Here is a 24,692-nt window from a genome sequence, read left to right as displayed (position 1 = left end):
GTTGAATCGATATGACTATCTTCCATCCCACTATTCAGATCCGCCGCTATCAGTCAGGTGATGATAGAAAAATCAGCCAATTATTCCGTGAAGTTTACGGCAATTCGTATGTTTATCCTGACATTTATCTACCAAGCCTGATCAATGATAACCAAATCACCGGGCAATGGCACTCAGCCTTAGCATTCCATCAGGAGCGGCTTATCGGTCATGCTTCTTTGGTCAAAGATCCCATGCAGCCAAATCAGGCCGAGTTAGCACTGATTGCGGTATATCCTGATTTTCAAGGTTATGGTGTGGCGAAGTCTCTGGGCAGTTATTTATGCGATTACGCGAAAGAGCAAGGTTATAACTTATTGACGATAAAACAGGTATGTTCACATCCGAAAAGCCAGCACATTGCCCGAAATTTAGGTTTCCATTCTACGGCGCTGATGCTGGATTATGTCGATTCGCCATTTGGTTTACCCGAACCTGAAAGTATCGTTCAGGGGGTTTTGCCGCTGAAATCATTGCCATTACCTAAGCTCAACTGGCCACAGCCCTGGCAAAACTGGGTTTCCCTGATAGGCCAATATGTCGGCGAATCAACTCCATATACCCCATCCGTGTATCAGCGTTCAATGATCGCTGAACCATTTACGATTAAAAAATCCGGTCGTCGTCTGGATATCACGCTATACGAGATTCATTCTGACTTTTTATCGGAGGTGATCGATTTTCCGACCGGTCAGCTAATTTATTTGAAACTCCCGGCCTGTGAAGAAACGCTGGGGTTCTACTCACTGCTCAAAAAAGGGGGTTTTCGATTTGCTGGGCTTTGCCCAGACACACATGATGGCTGGTTTTTACTCTGGTTACGAGGTTATCAATTGACACCCTATCAATTTCACGACTCAGAGACTCAACATCTCTATCAAATGGAACTGGGGGGATAATCAACAATATAACGACTACCCTGGCTAAATCACATTTTTAAACGCCCCCCAAATTTGATTAAAAAAACGCTTTACAAATGATATTGAGAACGATTATCATTATTAATACTTTCAGTGCACCACCTTCAGGGTCCATGTGAAAGTACGACATTGCTCACATTGCTTCCAGTGTTTACTTTATAGGCCAACTTTATGTTGGCTTTTTTTTGCCTGATATTGACGCACGTTTTTTCAACGATTTTAAAATCCAGGGTGAAGCTTTTACTCTTTTCTATTTTAAGCTCTCCATTTACTTTAATCGCACAATCCATGCCACCATAAGGATAGCGATAACAGCAATACCGCTCGCCACGTAGCCAATACTCCCCAGACCCCATTGTGTGATGGCTACCCCACCCATGATTGCACCTAATCCTGTTCCTGCGTTAGCAGCAGAGACATTCAAAGTACCTGCCAAAGCTTGAGCATGTGACGCTGATTTCATAACGCGTACCTGACAAATGGGAAATAACGCAGTATAAGCAATACCCCACAGTGCTAAAGACATGACGAGCAGGAACGAAGAGCTGGCCAGTGGTACAGTGAAGACCATTCCTATACCTAACAATAGCGTGAATATCACCGTCACGCTTAGTGGATGACGATCAACATAGCGACCACCTAACCAGTTTCCAATCAAGCCGATAGCACCAAAGCCCATTAACCACCATCCAACATATGCCGGTTGAACCCCGACAATGCGTTCTAATGTATCAGCTAAATAGGTGTAAGCGGTGAACATTGCAGTAAAAATAACAACAGATAACACTACGTTAGCGACAAATCGAGGATCTTTTAGAATACGAGTTTGCTCCTTAATTTTTATCTTCTCTGGTCGAGCAACGGTCGGCATGAAGATAAAGATAAGCATTGCCATCAAAAGAGACAAGCCAGCTAACCCCCAGAACGTGCTTCGCCAACCAATGGAATCTGCCGCAAGCGTTCCTAATGGAATACCGAACAGTAACGCTGCTGAAATACCTAAGTAAACTTGTGAAACAGCTCGTCCTGCACGTTTTGGCCCCACAATTTGCCCGGCAGTTTCACTGGCTGTTCCCCAAAATACGGGTAACATCAAAGCAGGAATAAAACGCGCAATAGCAAGTACCCAAATATTTGGCGCAACTGCGGCTAGTGCATTAGAAACCGCAAATATTAGCAAGATGACGATAAATAAGCGCTTACGCTCGATGTGAGATAATAATGCAGTTAATACTGGCCCGAACAACATAACTGTAAATGCAAATAATGTCACAAGTTGCCCTGCTGCTGAAATTGAAACATTTAAGTCACGGGACAATGAGGGAAGAAGCCCAACGATGAGATATTCTGTTGTGACAATAACGAAAGCCGCGATGGCAAGGATAACAATAGAAAGACCATTACGGCTAACTGATTCTGTTGCGACCGATGTGGAATAAGAAGACATTAAAAAAGACTCCAGCTTAATATCAATTGTTGTGCTAGTTTATTGAAAAAAATAAATCTTATATTTGTTTTTTTTTCATACTACTATGGAATTTAAATCCATAATTAGGAGGGTAATATGACGCCTTTTGAACGTTTTAAAGGTATAGAAGCCTTCGTAATCACAGCTGATTTAGGGAGTTTCACTGCAGCTGGACATCAGTTGAATTTGACCAACTCTGCAATTAGCAAGAGTGTGGCACGTTTGGAAGATCGGCTAGGTACTCGCCTGTTTGAACGCACAACTCGTCGATTGGCTCTGACTGACGCGGGCAGTGCGTTCTACCGCACTTGTGTACGTGTTCTTGCTGACTTAAAAGAAGCGGAAATTGTTCTCAGTACCCAATTTAGAGAACCGGTAGGGCGATTGCGCTTAGATGCCCCAGAAGCGTTTGGCCGTTTACATGTTATGCCACTCATTTTACAGCTTACAGAACAGCATCCTTATTTATTGCCTCACGTATCCCTCACGGATCGCTTTGTTGATCTGCTCAATGAGGGCATAGATGTAGCAGTACGTATTGGGGGAGCGGAACATTGGCCCGCTTCTTTGGGACACACTTATCTTGGTAGCGAGCGTCTAATTTTTTGTGCTTCACCCGACTATTTAGCAAAAAATGGTACACCGACGTCAGTCAACGAGTTGCTATCTCATGATTCTGTACTCTACGGTAAGGCTGATGGAAGCACGAGTCCCTGGTTGATCACAAATAATACGGGTTTGGTTGAACGTAAGACAATGGAAGGACGTATTATCGTTGGTAGCGGCGAGGCGCAGGCGAGTGCAGTTAAAGCGGGATATGGCATAGCACAATTGGCAACATGGTTGGTCTGTGATGATATAAAACGAGGTGATTTAGTGATCATTTTGCCTGAACTGACCACAGATGGCCTACCACTGAATTTAGTATGGCCAATTGGCAAGCAATTGCTTCCTAAAGTGAGTAGCATATTAGCATTGCTAAAGAAAGAGTTACGGATTCATTAACCCGAAGATGGTTTAAGCCGTCATTGAAAAATCCTCCCCTGAGTAGAACACTTTCAGTGACAGCGTATTTCTAAATGCTATCAGCCGCGGATCATAGTCCTTATCTCGGGTTTTCTGGATAAGTTTTTTCATTTGCGGTCGTTTCCCTTCAAGGGATCGATTATTATGAATTCTTATTTAATGAGGTTTTCAAATGAAGGTATCAATAGCTAGACCCATTATCGAATTGTTCCCTGATATCGCAGTTTATGGTTTGCTTGTTAAAGGAATAAATAACAAATTAATAAAACCTGTAGATTTCGGCAATATAGGAGATATCGATCAGGCTATTTTCAAATCTGAGATTGAAAAATGGTCCGGTATTTATAATGCGTTTAGCCACCCCAAAAAAGCCAGGGTTTCTATCAAGTATCTTCTGGATGTTTTTTTGAAAGGTAAGTTAAAAAAAATAAATCCTATCGTAGATATTTATAATTATGCCTCATTGATCTCCATGTGTCCTATCGGGGGAGAGGATGTGAATAAACTAGGTAAAGGTCATTTGAATCTTTCCGTTGCGTCGGGAAAAGAAACATTCACTCCATTTAATTCGAGTGTGATAGAAAATCCATTCCCCAAAGAAGTGATATGGGGTATTAATGACGATGTTGTCGTATGTCGTTCAATGAATTTTATTGAGTCCAATGATTATAAAATCACAGAGGACACCAATAATATCCTATTCATTATCGAAAAACCGCTACCCACACTGAATGGGGATCCGATGAAAGCGTTCAGTTTCATTAAGGAACAATCGAGCAACATAAACACCAATGTCATAGAATTTACCCTAACAGCACAAAACACCTCCGTCTCTTTTTAAGACCAAAACACCCGATATCAGATAATAGTCCCTTTTTTTAGGGGCTTTTTTTTGCAGATCACCTGATAGCTTAAGCCCTTATTGCGGGTTGTCGGCTTTTTGTTGGATGGGTATCAGGCTTAATGACTGATACGTTCCAACCGAAAAAGCCGAACTTAGGTTTACGTGAACAAGAAATTGCTGTGCTTAAGCAAAGTTGAGGTTAAATAAGCACCTTAAGAAACCGACAGTTTAGGGCCAGCGTTCACCAATGCAGCACCCGCCGCAGTATCTGTATATTTATCGAAGTTATCGATAAAGCGTTGTGCCAGATCTTTTGCCTTCACTTCCCATTCGGATTTATCCGCATAAGTATGACGTGGGTCTAAAATGTTGGTCTCTACTCCCGGTAAAGTCGTCGGGACAGCCAAATCAAAAATCGGCAGTTGAATGCTGTCTGAATCTTCAATGTCACCATTGAGAATCGCATCGATAATTGCGCGGGTATCTTTGATGGAAATACGTTTGCCTGTTCCATTCCAACCCGTATTCACCAGATAAGCTTTCGCGCCTGATGACTGCATACGCTTAACCAGCACTTCCGCATATTGTGTCGGATGCAATGACAGGAATGCCGCACCGAAACAGGCAGAGAATGTGGGTGTTGGTTCTGTCACGCCGCGTTCTGTGCCCGCCAATTTTGCGGTAAAACCAGACAGGAAGTGATATTGAGTCTGCTCTGGTGTTAAACAGGAAACCGGGGGCAAGACACCGAAGGCATCTGCGGTCAGGAAAATGACTTTCGTCGCGTGACCTGCTTTTGAGACCGGCTTAACGATGTTTTCAATGTGATAAATCGGGTAAGAAACACGGGTATTTTCTGTTTTGGAACCGTCATTGAAATCAATTGTCCCATCTGCCAATACCGTGACGTTCTCCAACAACGCATCACGGCGAATGGCGTGATAGATATCCGGTTCAGCTTCTTTGGACAAATTGATGGTTTTCGCGTAGCACCCACCTTCAAAATTAAACACGCCGTCATCATCCCAACCGTGTTCATCGTCACCGATCAACTTGCGTTTCGGATCAGTAGAAAGTGTGGTTTTCCCTGTCCCTGAAAGACCGAAGAAAATGGCAACATCCCCTGCTTCACCCACGTTAGCAGAGCAGTGCATGGAGGCGATACCTTTCAGTGGCAACAGGTAGTTCATCATTGAGAACATGCCTTTTTTCATTTCCCCACCGTACCAAGTACCACCAATTAACTGCATACGTTCGGTCAGGTTAAAAGCCACAAAGTTCTCAGAGTTCAACCCTTGTTCTTTCCATTGTGGGTTAGTGCATTTAGCACCGTTCATCACAATAAAATCAGGTGTAAAGCCAACTAATTCTTCATCTGACGGACGGATAAACATATTTTTCACAAAGTGTGCCTGCCACGCCACTTCTGTGATAAAGCGCACTTTCAGCCGTGTATCCGCATTAGCTCCGCAGAAAGTATCAACCACAAACAAACGTTTGCCTGAAAGCTGCTGAGTAACCAATCTTTTGAGGTGAGACCAGGTTTCTTGACTGAGCGGTTTGTTATCATTTTTTCCTTTACCTTGATCAGCCCACCAGACCGTATCGCGGGTCACATCATCGCGGACAATGTATTTATCTTTCGGGGAACGCCCGGTGAAAATACCGGTATCCACCGAAACCGCCCCGAGGTGAGTCAATGTGCCACGCTCGTACCCTTGTAGTGAGGATTGAGTTTCTTCAGAGAATAACTGTTCATAACTTGAGTTATAAACGATTTCACTCACGCCATGAATACCATAAACCTCAAGTGCCTGCTCAGTAATGCCTGTAACGCCCATTTATTACTCCTGGTCAGTTATACTTTGTTTCTGTGGGGATAATAAATAATTATGACTAATTAACCGCGATTGTTATCAAAAAATTGAAAGCACGTTACTTTTTTTAAGTTTATATGAGACACAGGACACGAAATGACAGATGAATGCAGACTAAAAAGGGCGTAAATAACGCCCTATAAATACCATTCGAGATAAACCGGTCATCCAGGCGATGACTATCCGTGTCATGGTTCTTCTTTAACCGCCTTTATTTCACCGATATCTTTCTCATCGAACATATAGTGCGTACCACAAAACTCACATGCCATGTCAATGTTGCCATCCTGGTGCAAAATGTCCTGCAAATCCGCGTCGGGTAATGTCACCAGACTATCAGCACAGCGCTGCCGAGAGCAGCCACAACGGAATGCTATCTGCTGAGGATCAAAGAGTGTGACCTCCTCTTCATGATAGAGGCGATACAAAATTTCTGCCGCCTCCAATGTAAACAGCTCTTCTCCCTTAATAGTTGCCGTCAGCTGTGATAAGTGGTCAAGCATGCCTTCACTGCCTTTCTGTGCCCCCGGCAGGATCTGCAATAACATACCGCCTGCCGCCATTTTTCCATCCAGTTCCCCGGTACGGATAAACAGACGGGTTGATAGCTGTTCTGATTGCTTAAAGTACACATCCAGACACTCCGCCAACGTTTCGCCTTCCAGTGCCACAACGCCCTGATAACGCTCACCTTCTGTTGGGGTCACGGTAATGACCATATAGCCATTACCGATCATGTCGCGCAGGCTGCTGGCCGCATTCACTTCGCCATCAATGCGAGCTGTGCCACGCATCTGATGCTGGTTATTACCATTAATCACCGCCATTTTCACTGGCCCGTCCCCCTGAATTTGTACGGTGATATCCCCATTGAATTTCAATGTCGCGGTTAACAGACTGGTTGCGACCAACAACTCACCTAATAGCTGCTGTACGGGTTGAGGAAATGAGTGATTTTCCAGCATCCGTTGGTAAGTTTCACTAACAGAAACCAGTTCCCCCCTGACAGAGTGGCTTTCAAATAAAAAACGGTGTAATTGATCATGCTTGGTCATAAATCTCTCTCATCTCACTGAGACGGCGATACTCTCTGGCTTCAGGCTTTTTCAGTATCTTCCGACCCATTTAATCTTGTGTTCTTGAATTTTATTAATGTACGCCGTTCTTTTTTATCCGGACGACGATCGGGATGCGGCATGGTGAGTGCATTCATTTTACGAGCCAATGCCGTTTTTTCCCGATTCATAATACTTTCAGCCGTTTCCTGATAAAGTTGCTGAGCCTCTACGGCACGCCGTCTGTGGCTGTTTAATGCCAAGACAACGACCGTTTTTTCGTCATTTCCCTGACGCAGTTTGATCTCTGCATTCAACTCAACCCGTTTACCCGGCCTACTCCGCTGCCCATTATAATGGACTTTTCCCCCTTCAATCATTTCACGTGCGATGGAACGGGTTTTATAAAAACGGGCAGCCCACAGCCATTTATCAAGGCGAACAATCTGATCGGAGTCTGAATTCTGCATGGATGTTTCTCCCAATGAACTAATCCATAAACCTAACCGGTGCTGGCAAAAAGCAAACTGAGGGTAACACAGCCCGCCGGCTTATCGCTAATCCCGCAAAGGCGGTAGATTGAAACAATTATTACAGATTGAAACAGCTATTATAGTATTGAGTCACTGTTTGCAGGCGTCGTTGGTTCTTCTGTCGTTTCTTGATAATCAAAAGGGGGTTTATGGTCAGTGTCGCCAACAAGATCGCCAGCAGCAGACAACTCCACAAATAACGAATGAGCGTCGCCGGATCAGGCTCACGGTGCAACATGATATGACGAGTTCCATTGGGATCGACGGACAAGCCTGTCACAATCCCCGAGATATCAAACGGTGTCTTCAGCAACAGCGCTAAGATATCATGTAATTCATACCACTGATCCAACGGAGTGAAATTGAAGATATAGTTCGTCCGCACCGGATATTCAGTCAATGACTTATCTTCATCGCTGCGCAGCAAAACGCCCCCCGGAGAGGGGCTGTTTATCAGCGAAATCCACCGACCAATTTCCTGGTAGATAAATTCTCGCGTTGTCGCGTGAACCAACTTTTCCAACGCATCGGCACTGATAGCACGCAACAACACGTTAGTTTCAGCCAATTTTCCCGTTTTAGCCTCTTTCAACAATTCATCCCAATTAGCCGCATTTCCCAAATTGACCAGCGCTGTTTTCAAACGATCACAACGCGTATCTTGCAAACAGACTTTATGCGTCGCCAAGATGATTTGCGAAAATTTGTCGAGTGGGATCATGCCTGATTTGGCCATAGATTGTTTCAATCTGGGGTTGATCTTTCGGTCGCGTTCATCTGGATGCAATTGCTCATTGAGTAATTTAATCAGTGCTGAAATATCTTCGATCAGTTCAGACTCCACGATAGGTAATGGAATTTCACTATTCCAATAGATCCCACGACAGTCAAATGGTGCAAATAGCCGATCATCGGATTCGGGGAGGGCAATGGGGGGCATATAGCACATCCCGGCACCTTTCACCTTCAAGACATCGCCCTCTTTCACCACCATGTTTTGTAGCTCATGGTGACTGGTGATAACTTTAGTATTGCTGCCATATAACCACGCAAAACTCAGCCGCATAGATAGGCTTACCGGTTGGAAAAAGTAGAGCATCAGCAAGGCCAATATCGAGAAAATGGCCAGAATTAAATTCTTATTGTAGCGCTGATAAGGATAGTGTTTCTCTTCTTCATGCAATGAGAGATAACGCCCCTGTCGCACGACATGACAGTCGGTGTACATATCAATATCGGTATGTTGATCAAAATCATGGGAAACATAAGGCTCCCAATGTGCGGGATAGATCAGATCAATCCCCCCTAAGGAGACGTTTTTTCTTTTCTTCTGATCAAATTCGCTAAAGACGCCCCATCGTTTCGGAACGCCGCTGAAACAATGGATATCGACCCGTTGTCGGTCAGAAGGTAATCGGAAATATGGCCAAAAACTTGTCAGAATGAGCAGGAGCGCCACCAGCATTAACCACGGGAACATTGGGATAGGTAAGAAAAGTGCCACAAACCACAGTGATAAACCCGCACACATCAGAATACCTTCCTGGAGACCTGTTGATTTCCGTAAACGATATTCTTCTAATGTCTCTTTGCGGGTATACAATAAATTCGCTCTCGAATTGCCATTTTTTTGAATGGAGGCCTGTTCGGTTTTTGCGGTCGATTGTACGATGGATGGCGCTTGCTGATAGTCTTTCAGGGAGTGGCCGTTTACCGTGATAACAAGTGGCATTGAGGTTGTTTGTACAATCTCCAGCGTATTTTGTTGCTTAATAAAGGGTTCCAACCATACAGGCAAATGTATTTCCATCTCATCAATATAATAAAGCCAGTGGTGTACCTCATCTGTCGCAGAGGAAAAACGGGTAACAGGATGGGTGATGGTATAAACGCCATGATGTTTAATCGGTAATACCGGATAACTCGTGCTGTACCGACGATTCGTTGTTATAAGACGCGCATTTCGCACATAAGATTCTATTGTTTGATATTCATCAGCATCCAGCTTACGGCGATTTTTTTTGGCGAGTAACTGTAAATAACTCGTGTTATCAAGCCGCCTCCATCTAAAAATCAGAAAGGAAGCCATTATAATCAGGCTAATGATAAAAGCAGCTAATATAATGACGAGTGAACTCATTTCTTCTCCACGACCGTGACCGCAGTACAGAGATCCAAAAAATAACCCTCTCTTTAAGCACAGAGCATCAGGCAATTCCGATTATTGCTATCTATTTTTGATTGTATTCACAAAATGTTATATAAATTTCTGAATAACCTTCCATAAAATAACATCTTTTTGCAAGGGCAAGATAACAACAAAAATACATTCAAGCGATAATCGCTATCATTTACTAACATAATCAGCCATATTAAAGCAAAGTTGAATTCGTGCGCAATGGCATTACAACACTTAAATAAAACAATAATTTTTAAGTTATTTAGCGCATTATTATTTTCAACGTCCAGTATATAACAGCCATCAGAGGCAAGCATGATTGACTTAAAAAAACCTAAGATATTGAATATAAATAACATTGCTCACTCACGCTTATTCAATATTCAATCGGTTGATCTTGAATTCAGTAATGGGGTAAAACGCATTTATGAGCGAATGAAACCCACAAATCGTGAAGCAGTTCTAATTATTCCGGTCGTGGGCGAAGAATTAATTCTTATCCACGAATATGCGGTTGGTATTGAACAATACGAGTTAGGTTTTCCAAAAGGCGCCATTGATGTGGGAGAGAACATGTTTGAAGCCGCCAATCGTGAATTGAAGGAAGAAATTGGTTTCGGCGCGGAAAAATTAGAATTGTTAACAACCTTGACGATGGCTCCCTCCTATTTCTCCAGCAAGATGAATATTGTGATTGCCCATAATCTATATCCAGAACACCTCAAAGGTGATGAACCGGAGCCTCTGGTGCAGATTCGATGGCCGCTCGCTGACATGATGTCACTACTGGAACATCCCGATTTCAATGAAGCCAGAAATGTCAGCGCTTTATTTTTTGCACAGCGATACTTGCAAGAAAAAAATAATAAACAATATTAATATTAGTCTTTTTTGTTTTTCAAAACGGGTATGGAAAATGGATATTTCAATACCCATTTTTTACCCGTTTTAGACAAAATCGCAGAAAGGAAAAACAAACACTTAAATAAAGTAAGGTTTAATCAGTGGAATAATGATAAAGAATAATTTCATTTATTAAAAATAACAAATAAATACCTTAACTATATTTTTGAAATTCATTTTCATCATCATTAAAATCATTTCGCTTATTATTCTATGGGTGATTTCAGATCATCATGTTGCAGCAAAACATCACTTTTAAAAAAGGCTCCGTCAATCTGATGACAGAGCCTTTTGATTTCTAGTTGCTGTACTGTTGATTTTCAACAATCAGAACAACTCATGACTTTCACCATTTTCAATCACTGTTGTCCCCACATCCGGCACAGCGTATTCCGTCGGCTGCGTGCCATCAATGAAATACTCCTTGCGGGTATTCCCACCACCGTCAGATAACTTACCGGTAGTGCGATCAATCGTGACAGCAACAATACCCGCTGGCGGTTCTATTTTCTGCTCAGGAACCCCTTCCAGCGCAACTTTCATAAAATCATCCCAAATTGGCTGAGCTGTCTTTGCTCCCCCTTCGCCTTTGAAAGCCGGAGTCCGTCCGAGGCTTCGACTGTGTTCATCGAAACCAATCCAGGCGGTCGCCACCCTATCCGGGCCATAACCAGAGAACCACGCATCTTTAGAACTGTTGGTCGTTCCGGTTTTGCCACCGATATCACGGCGTTTTAAGTCACGGGCTGCACGCCAGCCTGTTCCCATCCAACCCGGTTCACCAAAGATATTGGTATTTAAAGCATCACGGATCAAAAACGCCAGCGGTGTACTGATAACATGAGGAGCATACTGTGGATCACCTGCCTCTGCATTGCCCGATACGCTTTCTAACTCGGGTTGAGGCGGTTCCGCCAAATTTTGTGGAACGTTAGAATGGGCCACGTTTTCAATAGAATCTTCAGACAATTCGATGGAACGAGCCGTTTCACCATAAATTACCGGTATGTTTTCACATTGTGGACACGCAATTTTGGGTTTCGCTTCAAACAGCACTTTCCCTGCATCATTTTCAATTTTGCTGATGAAGTAAGGATCAACCAGGTATCCTCCGTTTGCCATCACAGCATAGCCACGAACTATCTGCATTGGCGTAAAAGAAGGTGAGCCGAGAGCCAAAGATTCAGTACGCACAACATTTTCACCCGGCAAACCAAAACGCTTCAAATAATCTGCGGCGTAATCAACCCCCATTGCTCGCATAGCACGAACCATGACAACGTTTTTGGATTGCCCCAACCCCTGACGCAGACGAATAGGACCATCGTAAGTAGGTGGTGAGTTTTTCGGGCGCCAATCCGTTCCCGCGCCGGCATCCCAACGGCTGATAGGCGCATCATTCAACAATGAGGCCAACGTCAGCCCTTTGTCCATTGCTGCGGTATACAGGAACGGCTTGATATTGGAGCCGACCTGGCGCAACGATTGAGTCACACGGTTAAATTTACTCAGTTCAAAATCAAATCCCCCCACCAATGCGTCTACTGCCCCATTTATCGGATTAATGGAAACCAGCGCCGCGTTGACTTCAGGAAGCTGAGCCAGCCACCAAGTGTCATTGACTTTTCTGACCCAAATTTGTTCGCCTGCCCGAATAACGTCATTGACACTGCGTGGCACCGCCCCTTGCAGGCTGTCGGATTTAAATGGACGCGCCCAACGAACACCTGCCATTGTCAATTCAACTTTACTGCCATCACCCAATATAGCTTGTGCCTGATTGACGTTAGATGCCGTCACAATTGCGGGCAGAAGAGAAGCATATTTAGGCAGGGTTTTTAGCTTATCGATAATCTGTGTTTGATTCCATGCTGGCTGATTGGCTTTCCATAACACTTCCTGAGGGCCGCGATAACCATGACGAACATCATAATCAATCACATTGGTACAAACAGCATTAACCGCCGCTAATTGGGCTTTGCGCGTGATAGTGGTATAGACCTTATAGCCCTCTGTATAGGCAGAATTTTCACCATAACGGTTAATCATTTCCTGACGCACCATTTCAGTTAAATAAGGCGCAGCAAAAACAATTTGAGGCACGTGGTAACGGGCAACCAGTTTTTCTTCTCTGGCTTCGGTATACTGACGCCGGGTGATATACCCCTCTTCCAGCATCCGTCCCAGCACCACATTACGGCGACTTATCGCACGATCATAGGAATAGAGTGGGTTAAACGTTGAAGGTGCTTTCGGTAATCCGGCGATCATCGCCATCTCACCCAGTGTTAACTGATTGACGTCCTTGCCAAAATAGACATGAGCCGCAGCGCCAACACCATAAGCACGGTAACCAAGATAGATCTTGTTGAGATACAACTCAAGAATTTCATCTTTGGTCAACAATTGCTCAACTTTAATCGCCAGAAGTGCTTCTTTCGCTTTACGTATTAATGTCTTCTCTCGACTGAGAAAAAAGTTTCTCGCAAGCTGCTGAGTAATGGTACTCGCTCCCTGAGAAGCATGACCAGAAGTCATCACCACGAAAGCCGCACGGATAACCCCGATGGGGTCAACACCGTGGTGTTCATAGAAACGGCTGTCTTCCGTCGCAATAAAAGCTTTCACCATCAGGGGGGGGATTTCTGACAAGGTAAGTGGTAAACGACGCTTTTCGCCATATTGGGCGATCAATTCGCCATCAGCACTGAACACCTGCATCGGCGTTTGCAATCGCACATCTTTTAATGTTGCAACATCAGGAAGCTGTGGCTCGATATATTTGTATAAACCAAAAATCGAGACGACTCCCAATAAAATGCAAACAACAATGAGGATTAAAAAATACTTTATGAACTTCACCTGAAATCTCTCACGCCATGTTAATCGGGCAGTTTATAAACGATCAGTCCGTAGTATAAAAGGCTTAGTTTAGTATTAAAGGGATTAGTATAAAGACGATAAACACCCTAACCATGAGTATTATGACCTTTTACCAATGCCCCTTTCATCAATAACAACTTTTCATTAGGTTTTCGTCAACCTTAAAGTCGTTGCTAGTCGATAAGGAGATCGCTACATGTATTCACCTAAATGGTATATCGGACTGGATATTCAAGATCATGACATTCGTGCCCTTGCCGCCATTAAACGCCGTCATGGTTGGCAACTCCGACATTGTTGGCAATATCATTTATCCAGCGAAATTATTTCAGGAGGACGGCTACAAGATCCCGAAAAATTTATCCGCATTTTAATGCAATGGCGAAAAATATTACCTAAGAATCTTAGTCTAAGATTCGCTCTCCCTGTTCAGCAAACTTTACAACGGCAGATAACGCTGCCTAACCAGACCACGTTGCAAGAGCCAGAACTTGGCTGGTTTGTACATGCCAATGCTGAAAAACAGTTTCCTGTCAGTGATCTGGCGTTGGATTATCGTGTTCATGATCAACAGGTTTATCTCAGTGCAACCCGTCAAAAAGATCTCAATCTCTGGCTGAATCTGTTCTCGGAAGTCAATTTATCCCTTGATGCCATTGATATTGCACCCTGTGCATTACGTTATGTCGCTAAACTTGCAGGTGTGCCTGATGATAGTTGGTTAATTCACAAACGTACAACGGATTGGCTATGGGTCGCCCCTGCTAATCAGCCCTTTAGCTATGGATTGATAGCCTCATTATCAAATCCGCTTCTAGAGCAAATCATCAATCAACTCCCCATCACCCAAGAAACAGAAGGTTATGCAATTTATTACAGTGATGAAGAGCAAGTAATATCCCTGAAACGCGCATCAGTAAAAACAATATCAGCATCCACATCGACAAAACAGGCTAATCGTTGGCAACTCTTGACGGCATTCCGTCATTATCATCCCCCACTGCCAGAAAAAACAGATGCATTCATGATTGCCGCAGGTCTCGCACTCAGACCGGGTGATTAGTGATGTATCAAGTCAATTTCTTACCCTGGCGACAGGAAAAACTGAAACAACGCTGCCAGGTATGGGGGGCACTGCTTGGCTTGCAGCTTGCATTATGGGCAACAGTATTAGTGTTTCTTTCTACGCAGCAAACCAACCAAATGGAACAATATCGCCGACAATTAACGGAAGTTACCCATCAATTGGCTGAATTACAACACACTATCGCAGCAACAGATCAGGCAGTGCAACACCACCAGCAATTGTCACAACAATTACGGAAAAAACACCTATTCATGGAACAGAATCAACGGTATTTACAGCTATTTCGCCAACTTCCTCGGGTATTACCAGAGAACAGTTGGCTGACTGCATTGAGTGATGACAGTGAACAATTAATGTTGACTGCCCACAGTCACCATTACACCGATATCTCCGATTTATTGGATAATCTGGCTGCCAGTACTTCGCTTATCAATGTGCAACTGAAAAAAATGACAACAACGGAAGATCATTTCAAAGCCTTTACCATTGATGCAAATTGGTTAGCGGGAGGGGCTGATGAGAAGTAATAACGTTGAGTGGATTTATCAATGGTTTTATCGACCCGTCTGGCAGACACTTGCCTTACAGCAATTACTCATTATGGCACTGCTATTAGGATTCTATTTTTGGGTCTGGCAACAGAACCGCCATGACATTTATGCGTTCCGGATCAATATTAAGGAACAGCAACACAATGTGGCACACGCCCAACAACAGCTGGTTGAACGGCCACCTCTGGTCGAAATACAGCAGCAAATACAACACATGACGACCAGCCTGGCTCAAAACAGTGATCTTTCTTTACCCCACAAAAATACCCCGCCGCAAAATACGACTGTCCTCAAACGGCTACACCTACCACTCATCCGCTCTGGCAGCCAGTTAATGGAGTGGAAAAGTCTTAAAGAAAACGAACAAATGCTCTGGCATATCATGCTGTCACTCAACTATGAGCAATTACTTCATTTTTTAAATGAAGTTCAGAAGTTGCAGCCCCCGTTACTGATTAAGCGCATCACGGTCACACCTGATAACGGTCATTTGACGGTTCGCCTGGTGTTTTCGGACTTCTCGTTACCAGAGATGACATTATCAGAGACAGCGATTTCCAATACAGCATTCCCTGCGCCTGTCCATGAGGAGGAATAATGAACAATCCTCTGTTGCTCATTTTAACTTGCCTCTTGCTACCACTATTTAGTTATGCCATAGGGAACTCGACGGCAGAATCTCATGCGGGAAAACATCATGTGGAAGAGCATCATGTGGAAGAACATTATGTGGAAAAACAGCCAGATTTCGACATGCCAGTCAGAGATCCATTTCAGCCCCCAATATCTCCGATAGAGAATGACGCTGATTTATCCTTAACAACGCAGAATGAGCAAGAACAAGAGATCGAATATCAGACAATCCCCCTGAAGTATGCCGATGCCGAACACATAGCAGAGCAATTGCAAAAAAATCAACCCGCGCTACTGACAAAGTGGGGGAAAATTGAACACGACCCTTTAACCAACAGCCTGATCCTGGAAGATAAATTTGATGCCATTACCCGTATCAGAAATTGGCTGAAAGAAGCAGATACCCCGCAACAACAAGTACAAATTACTGCCCATATTGTGACCAGCAGCAAAGAAGCTTTACATGAATTAGGCATTCACTGGGGAGTCAACGCTGATCCACATCATCAATCAGTGGGGCTGAATCGCCTAAACCTACATCAGCCAGCCGGGAACCAACGCCATAGATTAGTACTGAATACCGCTCGTATTCATGCCAGCTTGCTAGAATTGGAACTCAGTGCACTGGAACAGGAAAACCAACTTGAGATCATTGCCAGCCCACGGCTAACAGCCTCACACCAACAGCCAGCCAGTATCAAACAAGGTTCTGATATTCCGTATATTGTCCAGGACAAAGATAAAACAACGGTTCAGTTTAAGGAGGCGGTATTGGGCATGGAAGTCACTCCTTATATTTTGAGGCAGGGTAAAATCCGGCTTGCACTGAAAATCAGTCAGAATGCCCCCGGTTTCCCGATTAACCAGGGAGGGAATGAAAATTTGGCCATTGATAAACAGGAGATCGCGACCCAAGTTACGGTTAAAAATGGGGAAACGTTGATTCTTGGCGGGATCTTTCAACAGAAAAAAACCACAAGTTTACAAAAAGTACCTTATTTGTCAGACCTTCCCCTTTTGGGCGCATTATTTAACCAAACAGGAGAACAAAATAGCCGAAGAGAACTCGTCATTTTTGTGACACCTCAATTGACCGATATTTAATCAAAAATAAAATACAACATAAAAATCAATATATTAATGAATATTATCGTGTTTTTTTGTTAAATCATCCCCCATTTTTTGAGGTTCGGACTGTTTATGGATTTGACGCTGAGAGCAATTTAGCTTACAAGGATTAACTAATTGAGTGAGCAGATCGAACATCACAAGCAGGAGTCTATCTATACCAATAGATTTCAAATTGTGGCGCAGCAGCAGGGAGCAAATTCTCATAGACGTAGATAACACGATGTTTTTCTATGCTTATGGCGAGTAACTGGAATAATTAACGCAACCAATAAAGCCCCAATTTGAAAGATGGAAGGTAGTGACAGCAGGCTCTCAATCAGCCAACAAAAGCACGAAACCGATCGCTTAGGTTCGTGCCAGATTTATATAGTTGCAATACAGGCTGATGTGCTGAGATAATTTTCCTATCTGATCTCACATTCTCACTCATGAGGTTTCAGTTTAGGTCCCGCGGCTAATCTGATTGGCGGGGCGGGTTATCATTAACAAACAGTCTTAGTAATACCAAAAACATGGCAGAGAAACGCAATATCTTTCTGGTTGGGCCTATGGGTGCCGGCAAAAGCACTATTGGTCGTCAGTTAGCTCAGCAACTCAATATGGAGTTTTACGACTCTGATCAAGAAATTGAGCGACGTACCGGAGCTGACGTGGGCTGGGTATTTGATGTGGAAGGCGAAGAAGGCTTCCGCGACCGCGAAGAAAAAATAATTAACGAACTGACTGAAAAACAAGGCATCGTATTGGCTACCGGAGGGGGTTCAGTTACATCAAAAGAAACCCGCAATCGCCTGTCTGCCCGTGGTGTGGTCGTCTATTTAGAAACAACCATCGAAAAACAGTTAGCTCGTACCCAGCGCGATAAAAAACGCCCTTTACTTCAAGTTGATGCACCAGCACGAGAAGTTTTAGAAAATTTGGCTGATGAGCGTAATCCTCTTTATGAGGAAATTGCTGATGTGACTATTCGCACAGATGAGCAAAGCGCCAAAGTCGTCGCTAACCAAATCATTGAGTTATTGGAAAAAAACTGATTATAGCGAGTCCGCACAGCGGCAAGCGATAAGGCAAAAGCTGATATGGAACAAGTGACTGTTACGTTAGGTGAAAGAAGCTATCCCATTACCATAGCTGAAGGGCTATTTTCTGACAATGGGGCATTCAATCCCCTGCAAGCGGGTCAGCAGGTCATGATAGTGACCAATGAAACACTTGCTCCCCTGTATCTTGATCAGGTGAAATCCACATTGCAGGCAATGGCTCTTCGGGTAAATGAAGTTATTTTGCCTGATGGTGAACAACACAAATCGCTTTTTGTGCTCAATGACATTTATTCTGCCTTACTGGAGAATAATCATGGTCGCGACACAACACTTATCGCTCTAGGTGGTGGCGTCATCGGTGATATGACGGGGTTTGCCGCAGCGAGTTATCAACGCGGCGTTCGTTTCATCCAAGTACCCACCACCTTACTCTCTCAGGTTGACTCTTCCGTTGGTGGAAAAACAGGGGTCAACCATCCTCTTGGCAAAAACATGATCGGTGCTTTTTATCAACCTGCATCGGTTATTATCGATCTCAATTGTCTAAAAACATTGCCTGCTCAAGAACTGTATTCAGGTCTGGCTGAAGTCATTAAATACGGCATCATTCTGGACGGTGAGTTCTTTTGCTGGCTTGAAGAAAATATTGAGAAATTACTGGCTCTCGACAGTCAGGCAATGGCCTATTGCATCCGTCGTTGTTGTGAACTCAAAGCATGGGTTGTCGCGGCTGATGAGCAAGAACGGAGTGGAATACGCGCATTATTAAACCTCGGTCATACCTTTGGTCATGCCATTGAAGCTGAAATGGGTTATGGCGTCTGGCTGCATGGTCAGGCAGTTGCTGCAGGTATGGTGATGGCGGCAAGGGCAGCTGAACTCGTCGGGACATTCTCAAAACAAGATACCCAACGTATCATTCAATTATTGACGCGAGCCAAACTGCCGGTCAATGGCCCTGCGACAATGTCTCCTGATGCTTATTTACCTCATATGATGCGTGACAAAAAAGTTTCGGCCGGGAAACTGCATCTGGTACTACCCACAACCATTGGGGAAGCAAAACTTCGTTCTGATATTGGGAAAGACGTTGTATTGGAGGCTATTCGTCTATGCCAACCCTCTTCCCGCTAGAAGATACACAATAGCTGAATGATGAATTATTCTATAGCTGTTATGCTATAAAATAGCTACATTATCACATAAAACATCATCAGTTTTAGTTAGGTCAGGCTGCCAAACCATTTAAATCACCGTTGGCAGTACTATCCTTGTTGGGAGGGGCATGTGGACGAATTAAAATCAGAAAATAAACAAAAAATAGACAATGAGTTAAAACCCGATACTTCAGATCGCAGCTCTCAGCGATCCAGAAAACCATTTAATCCCCCCAAGTTCGCCGTATCCCGTCAACAAATGATGATTGGTATTGGCATTTTGGTGCTTCTGCTTCTGATTATAGCCATCAGCTCGGCATTAAAATCTCCCACCGGTCATGAAAATTCACCCTCTTCAAATGCAGCAAAGGGCATCGATCTTTCGGGGTCTTCTTCACTTTCATCCCCTCCCTCAGACAATGAGCAAGCAACCCCATCAGAGCCAACAACTGACGGTGTACATGAACTCAGCCCACCCCCCATAACGAGTCCGCAAGACAAAGCGTTTCCTGCCACAAAAGAAACAGGGAGCTATAACCAGCGTATCGAGTTACCCGGTGATATTTCTGATGCGTTGAATCAACAACAAAGTAACATAAATAATGCCGTGCAAAACAATCTGGTACAACCACCGGTAAAACCGGCTCAACCAACGACGACGTCGCCAGTAGAACAGAAAAAACCAGAGAAGGTTGCACCACGGCATCATGTAGAAAAATCGCAACAAGACCATAAGGTCAGAGAGGAAAATCACACCAAAACGATCAAGAAATCTGTGTCAACGACGAATCAGGCCAATGGTGATGATCTGCTGAAAGCGCCAGCAAACCGATTCACACTCCAATTGAGTAGTGCCGGCCGTTCTGATACTTTAAGCGCCTTCGCGAAAAAGAATAACCTTTCTCACTTTAAGGTTTATGAAACCAAACGCGATGGCAAAGCATGGTTTATCTTGATCCACGGTAATTATCGTTCTGTTTCTGATGCCAAAAAAGCCATTTCCACACTCCCGGTGGAAGTCCAGGCCAAAAAACCCTGGGTCAGAAAACTACAACAAGTTCAGCAAGATCTGAAAAGATAAAACTATTTTGATTAGGCGCTGATATGCTGTCCTAAACAGAGTACAATCTGCGACTCTGAAATTATTGAATAACTAATTTGACGGCATGAAAAAAAAACGCGCTTTCTTAAAATGGGCCGGTGGAAAATACCCCTTGGTGGATGATATTAAACGTCATCTGCCAGAGGGCGATTGCTTGATTGAGCCATTTGTTGGCGCAGGCTCGGTATTTCTAAATACCGAATATGATTCTTACATTTTGTCAGATATCAATAGCGATCTGATCAACCTGTACGATACCGTAAAGTTTCGTGCAGATGAGTTTATTAATCATGTCCGTCCATTATTTTCATCGGAGTTCAACACTTCCGAAAACTTTTATCGCCTGAGAGAAGAGTTCAACAAAAGCACAGATCCTTTTTATCGCAGTATGCTGTTTCTTTATCTGAATCGTCACTGCTATAACGGCCTTTGTCGCTATAATTCTCGAGGTGAATTTAACGTTCCTTTCGGGCGCTATAAAAAGCCCTATTTTCCTGAAGATGAGCTTTACTGGTTTGCAGAAAAATCCCAGAAGGCAACGTTCATCTGCCAACATTACAAAATCGCATTGGATAATGCGCCAAAAAGCTCAGTGGTTTACTGTGATCCTCCGTATGCCCCACTTTCGGCTACGGCTAACTTTACAGCCTACCATACCAATAGTTTTAATCTTCTTGATCAGGAAAATCTGGCGAAAATTGCCTATCATCTCTCGTCTCAAAAAGATATTCCGGTGCTTATCTCTAATCATGACACGCCGATGACACGAGAATGGTATCACCAGGCTTCCCTTTACATTGTTAAGGCTCGCCGGACAATCAGTAGAAATATTCTTGCCCGAGGTAAAGTTGATGAACTTTTGGCGTTATACCGCCAGAAGTGACTGAGATTTCCAGCCCGTGAACTGACGGGGATAAGACACTGAATTGGAGAAGATAATAATGAAGAAAGACTTTCTGATCGCACCATCCATTCTATCCGCCGATTTTGCTCGATTAGGTGAAGATACCGCTAAGGTTTTGCAAGCAGGTGCTGATGTTGTGCACTTTGATGTGATGGATAACCATTATGTGCCAAATCTGACTGTCGGACCAATGGTCTGTCAGGCACTGAGAAATTATGGTATTACCGCACCCATTGATGTTCACCTGATGGTAAAACCGGTTGATCGCATTATTCCTGATTTTGCCAAAGCAGGTGCAACCTATATCACTTTCCATCCCGAAGCGAGTGAACATCTCGATCGCACCTTGCAACTTATCAAAGAACAGGGCTGTAAAGCAGGCTTAGTTTTCAACCCAGCAACACCGCTGAACTATCTTGATTACGTATTGGATAAACTGGATGTGATTTTGTTAATGTCCGTCAACCCCGGTTTTGGTGGTCAGTCGTTCATCCCAGAAACATTGAAAAAACTGCGGCAAGTGCGCAGAATCATTGATGAGAGTGGATACGATATTCGTCTTGAAGTTGATGGTGGCATCAAACCCTGTAATATTGCGGAAGTGGCTCAGGCTGGCGCTGATATGTTCGTTGCGGGTTCTGCTATTTTCAGTCAGCCAGATTATAAAGCGGTTATCGATGAGATGCGCCACGAATTATCAAAGGTAGCATAATGAAAAATAACGTCATAAAAGGAATTCGTGCCATTGCTTTTGATTTAGATGGCACACTGGTAGACAGTGCAGGTGGTCTGGCGGCGGCATTGGATCAAGCCCTGATTGCCAAAGGATTACCCGCAGCGGGTAAAGAACGCGTTGCGGTCTGGATTGGCAATGGCGCTGATGTCATGGTTGAGCGGGCATTAACATGGGCGGGAGCCGATCTTTCTCCCGAACTACATCGTGAAACACGCAAGCTGTTTGATAAATTTTATGAAACTAGCGTCATCACCGGCAGCCAACTGTTTCCTCATGTAAAAGAAACATTGGCAGAATTGGCACAACATCATCTACCAATGGCGATAGTAACCAATAAACCAACATCGTTTATTGCTCCATTACTGGAATCATTAGGTATCAGTGAATTCTTTTCATTGATCCTGGGTGGTGACGATGTTAAAGAGAAAAAGCCTCATCCCGCGCCGCTATATCTGACCATGGGCATGTTTGGCTTACATAAAGAAGAGTTACTTTTCGTTGGCGATTCTCGTAATGATATTTTGGCGGCACAAGCCGCTGGTTGCCCTTGCGTTGGCCTAACCTATGGATATAACTACGGAGAATCTATAACATTAAGCCAGCCAAATTATGTCTTGGCGAATTTCCCGGATTTACTCCCAACTATTGGATTTTCCACGTTGAAACAACAATCCACTTTCAAAAGACAGGAAGCGTAATAAAATGAATGACCCCACTGTAATGAAATTAAACTCCCAAAAACCTATTGTATTCAGCGGTGCACAACCCTCCGGTGAATTAACCATCGGTAACTATCTGGGGGCATTGCGTCAGTGGGTTAAAATGCAAGATGAATATGATTGCATCTACTGCATCGTTAACCAGCATGCCATTACCGTTCGCCAGGATCCCGATGAACTCAAAAAACGCACGCTGGATACACTAGCACTTTATCTTGCCTGTGGTATTGATCCAAAGAAAAGCACCATTTTTGTTCAGTCACATGTTCCGCAACATACTCAATTGAGTTGGGTGCTGAACTGCTACACTTATTTTGGCGAACTCAGTCGCATGACTCAATTCAAGGATAAATCAGCCCGTTATGCAGAAAATATCAATGCCGGTCTGTTTGATTATCCTGTTCTAATGGCGGCTGATATTTTGCTTTACCAGGCTAATCAAATCCCCGTGGGAAGTGACCAAAAACAGCATCTTGAACTGACCCGTGATTTAGCACTGCGCTTTAATGCCTTATACGGTGATATTTTCACTGTGCCGGAACCATTCATTCCGCAAGGCGGTGCCCGCGTGATGTCATTGCAAGATCCGAATAAGAAAATGTCAAAGTCAGATGATAACCGCAATAACGTGATTGCCCTGCTAGAAGATCCAAAATCTGTCGCCAAGAAAATTAAACGAGCAGTTACTGATTCCGAAGAACCACCTCGTGTACGTTATGATCTGGAAAACAAACCGGGTGTTTCCAATTTGCTGGATATTCTTGCCGGTGTCACAGGTAAAACAATACCTGAACTGGAAGCTGAGTTTGAAGGCAAAATGTATGGCCATTTGAAGGGCGCAGTTGCCGATGCAGTATGTGAAATGCTGGCAGGTTTACAAGAGCGTTTCCATCATTTCCGTCATGACGAAATTCTGCTTAACCAAATAATGGCAGAAGGTGCCGTTAAAGCACAAGCTCGTGCTCAGGCAACTCTGGATAAGGTCTACGAGGCTGTTGGCTTTATTGCTTATCCGTAATCGTCTTATGTGCATGCCAAGGGGTTGGTAATGATACCCTTTGGCATATGAATTAAAAATTTCATTTTTTATCATCCACGCCAAGAATAAAACCTATTTTTTAACTAAAATAATTATCAGTAAATAAATTATTTTCCTAATAAACGACGATTAAAATCTTCTATTTTTCCATACAATATCCGCTTTTGCATCGTCAGATTCCAGCTAGCAGATAACCCTGCAGCCCCCATTAAACGTTGGTATTGCTTCTCATCAAATGGGCTATGGAAAGCGATGGAAATGGCATCCTTAACAGAAACATCACTATTTCGACTTAATAATTTCAATGGATCAGCAGCACTGACAAAACCCTGAGAGATGACCCGATATAACCAGCCACAATATCCTTTATCTTGCATAATGGCCGAAAAGTTCGCAATTCCAGTAATAAGATTAAGTTTGTAGCAAGGAGAACGAGGCTGTGTCACCTGAATCATTGCTTCTCCCCATTGGAAAATATCCCCAATGTAAACATTCTCTTCTGTCATCCCCTCCGTTGATATATTTTCACCAAAAAAGGGAGAATAAAATAATTCAGTTAACTCAGTAAATTGCCTTTTCCAAAATAGATAATGTTCTCTCGGATAATGACAAAGCGCACGATCAGGGCCACCATGAAAACGGATTTCGGCTTGTTCATCACCTTCCAGCCCAAGAGAGGTCAGATACAATCGACCATCCACCACCAGTTTATTGATTGCACTAAAATCCAGTGTTCCTAACGACGATATCTTACCTCTATATATTTGTGGGTAATACATCCTCTAACTTCCTCTCAATGATCGATTGAAAATGGACGCGTACTTACCAAACATAATAACCAAGATAATGAAAAAAATGCCGGT

22 protein-coding genes and 1 pseudogene are annotated in these 24,692 nt (G+C 43.6%); 16 read left to right on the top strand and 7 right to left on the bottom strand.

Annotated elements, in window-relative coordinates; translation table 11 throughout:
• The first annotated feature begins 11 nt into the window (after positions 1 to 11).
• Positions 12 to 938, top strand: a complete 927-nt coding sequence (locus tag XPG1_RS00310; RefSeq protein ID WP_045957313.1) for a GNAT family N-acetyltransferase — start codon at positions 12 to 14, stop codon at positions 936 to 938.
• A 289-nt stretch (positions 939 to 1,227) separates the two neighbouring features.
• Here XPG1_RS00310 and XPG1_RS00300 read toward each other — a convergent pair whose 3' ends face one another.
• Positions 1,228 to 2,406 (bottom strand): MFS transporter, encoded by a 1,179-nt coding sequence (locus tag XPG1_RS00300; protein WP_045957311.1) that lies wholly within the window; start codon positions 2,404 to 2,406, stop codon positions 1,228 to 1,230.
• Between the two features lie 117 nt (positions 2,407 to 2,523).
• On the opposite strand from XPG1_RS00300, the gene XPG1_RS00295 reads away from it, so the two are divergent.
• The 3 genes and pseudogenes from XPG1_RS00295 to XPG1_RS19200 form a co-directional block, all read left to right on the top strand.
• Positions 2,524 to 3,432: a LysR family transcriptional regulator gene (locus XPG1_RS00295; RefSeq protein WP_045957310.1), complete on the top strand. Its 909-nt coding sequence runs from the start codon at positions 2,524 to 2,526 to the stop codon at positions 3,430 to 3,432.
• Between the two features lie 193 nt (positions 3,433 to 3,625).
• Positions 3,626 to 4,294, top strand: coding sequence for a B3/B4 domain-containing protein (locus XPG1_RS00290; protein WP_045957309.1), 669 nt, complete (start codon positions 3,626 to 3,628; stop codon positions 4,292 to 4,294).
• An 87-nt stretch (positions 4,295 to 4,381) separates the two neighbouring features.
• Positions 4,382 to 4,494, top strand: a pseudogene (locus XPG1_RS19200) (IS982 family transposase); the annotation flags it as partial.
• Between the two features lie 15 nt (positions 4,495 to 4,509).
• On the opposite strand, the gene pckA reads toward XPG1_RS19200, so the two are convergent.
• The 4 genes from pckA to XPG1_RS00270 all read right to left on the bottom strand — a co-directional run bounded on the left by pckA (position 4,510) and on the right by XPG1_RS00270 (position 9,902).
• Positions 4,510 to 6,138 (bottom strand): phosphoenolpyruvate carboxykinase (ATP), encoded by a 1,629-nt coding sequence (gene pckA, locus XPG1_RS00285; protein WP_045957308.1) that lies wholly within the window; start codon positions 6,136 to 6,138, stop codon positions 4,510 to 4,512.
• A gap of 224 nt (positions 6,139 to 6,362) precedes the next feature.
• Positions 6,363 to 7,229, bottom strand: a complete 867-nt coding sequence (gene hslO, locus XPG1_RS00280) for an Hsp33 family molecular chaperone HslO (protein WP_045957307.1) — start codon at positions 7,227 to 7,229, stop codon at positions 6,363 to 6,365.
• A 41-nt stretch (positions 7,230 to 7,270) separates the two neighbouring features.
• Positions 7,271 to 7,699: a ribosome-associated heat shock protein Hsp15 gene (gene hslR, locus XPG1_RS00275; protein WP_045957306.1), complete on the bottom strand. Its 429-nt coding sequence runs from the start codon at positions 7,697 to 7,699 to the stop codon at positions 7,271 to 7,273.
• Between the two features lie 121 nt (positions 7,700 to 7,820).
• A complete protein-coding gene (locus XPG1_RS00270) occupies positions 7,821 to 9,902 on the bottom strand; it encodes an IgaA/UmoB family intracellular growth attenuator (RefSeq protein ID WP_045957305.1) in 2,082 nt (693 codons plus the stop codon).
• A 354-nt stretch (positions 9,903 to 10,256) separates the two neighbouring features.
• Between XPG1_RS00270 and nudE the strand changes: the two genes are divergently transcribed.
• Positions 10,257 to 10,820, top strand: coding sequence for an ADP compounds hydrolase NudE (nudE, locus tag XPG1_RS00260; protein WP_045957303.1), 564 nt, complete (start codon positions 10,257 to 10,259; stop codon positions 10,818 to 10,820).
• A 351-nt stretch (positions 10,821 to 11,171) separates the two neighbouring features.
• On the opposite strand, the gene mrcA is transcribed toward nudE, so the two are convergent.
• Positions 11,172 to 13,706: a peptidoglycan glycosyltransferase/peptidoglycan DD-transpeptidase MrcA gene (gene mrcA, locus XPG1_RS00255; RefSeq protein ID WP_045957302.1), complete on the bottom strand. Its 2,535-nt coding sequence runs from the start codon at positions 13,704 to 13,706 to the stop codon at positions 11,172 to 11,174.
• 217 nt (positions 13,707 to 13,923) lie between these two features.
• On the opposite strand from mrcA, the gene pilM reads away from it, so the two are divergent.
• From pilM to trpS, 11 genes are all read left to right on the top strand, one after another.
• Complete coding sequence (pilM, locus tag XPG1_RS00250) at positions 13,924 to 14,790, top strand: type IV pilus biogenesis protein PilM (RefSeq protein WP_045957301.1); 867 nt, start codon at positions 13,924 to 13,926, stop codon at positions 14,788 to 14,790.
• A gap of 2 nt (positions 14,791 to 14,792) precedes the next feature.
• A complete protein-coding gene (locus XPG1_RS00245; RefSeq protein WP_052708206.1) occupies positions 14,793 to 15,341 on the top strand; it encodes a PilN domain-containing protein in 549 nt (182 codons plus the stop codon).
• On the top strand, positions 15,331 to 15,963 hold the full coding sequence (locus XPG1_RS00240) for a hypothetical protein (protein WP_045957299.1): 633 nt from the start codon (positions 15,331 to 15,333) through the stop codon (positions 15,961 to 15,963). The genes XPG1_RS00245 and XPG1_RS00240 overlap by 11 nt, the downstream gene beginning before the upstream one ends.
• Positions 15,963 to 17,102, top strand: coding sequence for a type IV pilus secretin PilQ (pilQ, locus tag XPG1_RS00235; protein WP_084717240.1), 1,140 nt, complete (start codon positions 15,963 to 15,965; stop codon positions 17,100 to 17,102). Before XPG1_RS00240 ends, pilQ begins: the two co-directional genes overlap by 1 nt.
• Positions 17,103 to 17,641: 539 nt before the next feature.
• Positions 17,642 to 18,163, top strand: a complete 522-nt coding sequence (gene aroK / locus XPG1_RS00230; protein ID WP_045957298.1) for a shikimate kinase AroK — start codon at positions 17,642 to 17,644, stop codon at positions 18,161 to 18,163.
• Positions 18,164 to 18,208: 45 nt separating this feature from the next.
• On the top strand, positions 18,209 to 19,306 hold the full coding sequence (gene aroB, locus XPG1_RS00225) for a 3-dehydroquinate synthase (protein WP_045957297.1): 1,098 nt from the start codon (positions 18,209 to 18,211) through the stop codon (positions 19,304 to 19,306).
• A 153-nt stretch (positions 19,307 to 19,459) separates the two neighbouring features.
• Positions 19,460 to 20,410, top strand: a complete 951-nt coding sequence (locus tag XPG1_RS00220) for an SPOR domain-containing protein (protein ID WP_045957296.1) — start codon at positions 19,460 to 19,462, stop codon at positions 20,408 to 20,410.
• An 85-nt stretch (positions 20,411 to 20,495) separates the two neighbouring features.
• Positions 20,496 to 21,314: an adenine-specific DNA-methyltransferase gene (gene dam, locus XPG1_RS00215; RefSeq protein ID WP_045957295.1), complete on the top strand. Its 819-nt coding sequence runs from the start codon at positions 20,496 to 20,498 to the stop codon at positions 21,312 to 21,314.
• A gap of 58 nt (positions 21,315 to 21,372) precedes the next feature.
• Positions 21,373 to 22,047 carry a ribulose-phosphate 3-epimerase gene (rpe, locus tag XPG1_RS00210; protein ID WP_045957294.1) on the top strand — a complete coding sequence of 225 codons (675 nt, stop codon included), beginning with the start codon at positions 21,373 to 21,375 and terminating at the stop codon, positions 22,045 to 22,047.
• The gene (locus XPG1_RS00205) at positions 22,047 to 22,769 is read left to right on the top strand and encodes a phosphoglycolate phosphatase (protein ID WP_045957293.1); all 723 of its coding nucleotides are present in this window, start codon (positions 22,047 to 22,049) and stop codon (positions 22,767 to 22,769) included. The genes rpe and XPG1_RS00205 overlap by 1 nt, the downstream gene beginning before the upstream one ends.
• A gap of 4 nt (positions 22,770 to 22,773) precedes the next feature.
• On the top strand, positions 22,774 to 23,808 hold the full coding sequence (gene trpS / locus XPG1_RS00200) for a tryptophan--tRNA ligase (protein WP_045957292.1): 1,035 nt from the start codon (positions 22,774 to 22,776) through the stop codon (positions 23,806 to 23,808).
• Positions 23,809 to 23,936: 128 nt separating this feature from the next.
• Here the strand turns inward: trpS and yiiM are convergent, their stop codons facing one another.
• Complete coding sequence (gene yiiM, locus XPG1_RS00195) at positions 23,937 to 24,608, bottom strand: 6-hydroxyaminopurine reductase (RefSeq protein WP_045957291.1); 672 nt, start codon at positions 24,606 to 24,608, stop codon at positions 23,937 to 23,939.
• Between the last annotated feature and the right edge of the window lie 84 nt (positions 24,609 to 24,692).

This window comes from Xenorhabdus poinarii G6, from assembly GCF_000968175.1.
Lineage (GTDB): Bacteria > Pseudomonadota > Gammaproteobacteria > Enterobacterales > Enterobacteriaceae > Xenorhabdus > Xenorhabdus poinarii.
Note: the sequence above shows the minus strand (reverse complement) of the source record. Positions and strands in the feature narration are given on the sequence as shown.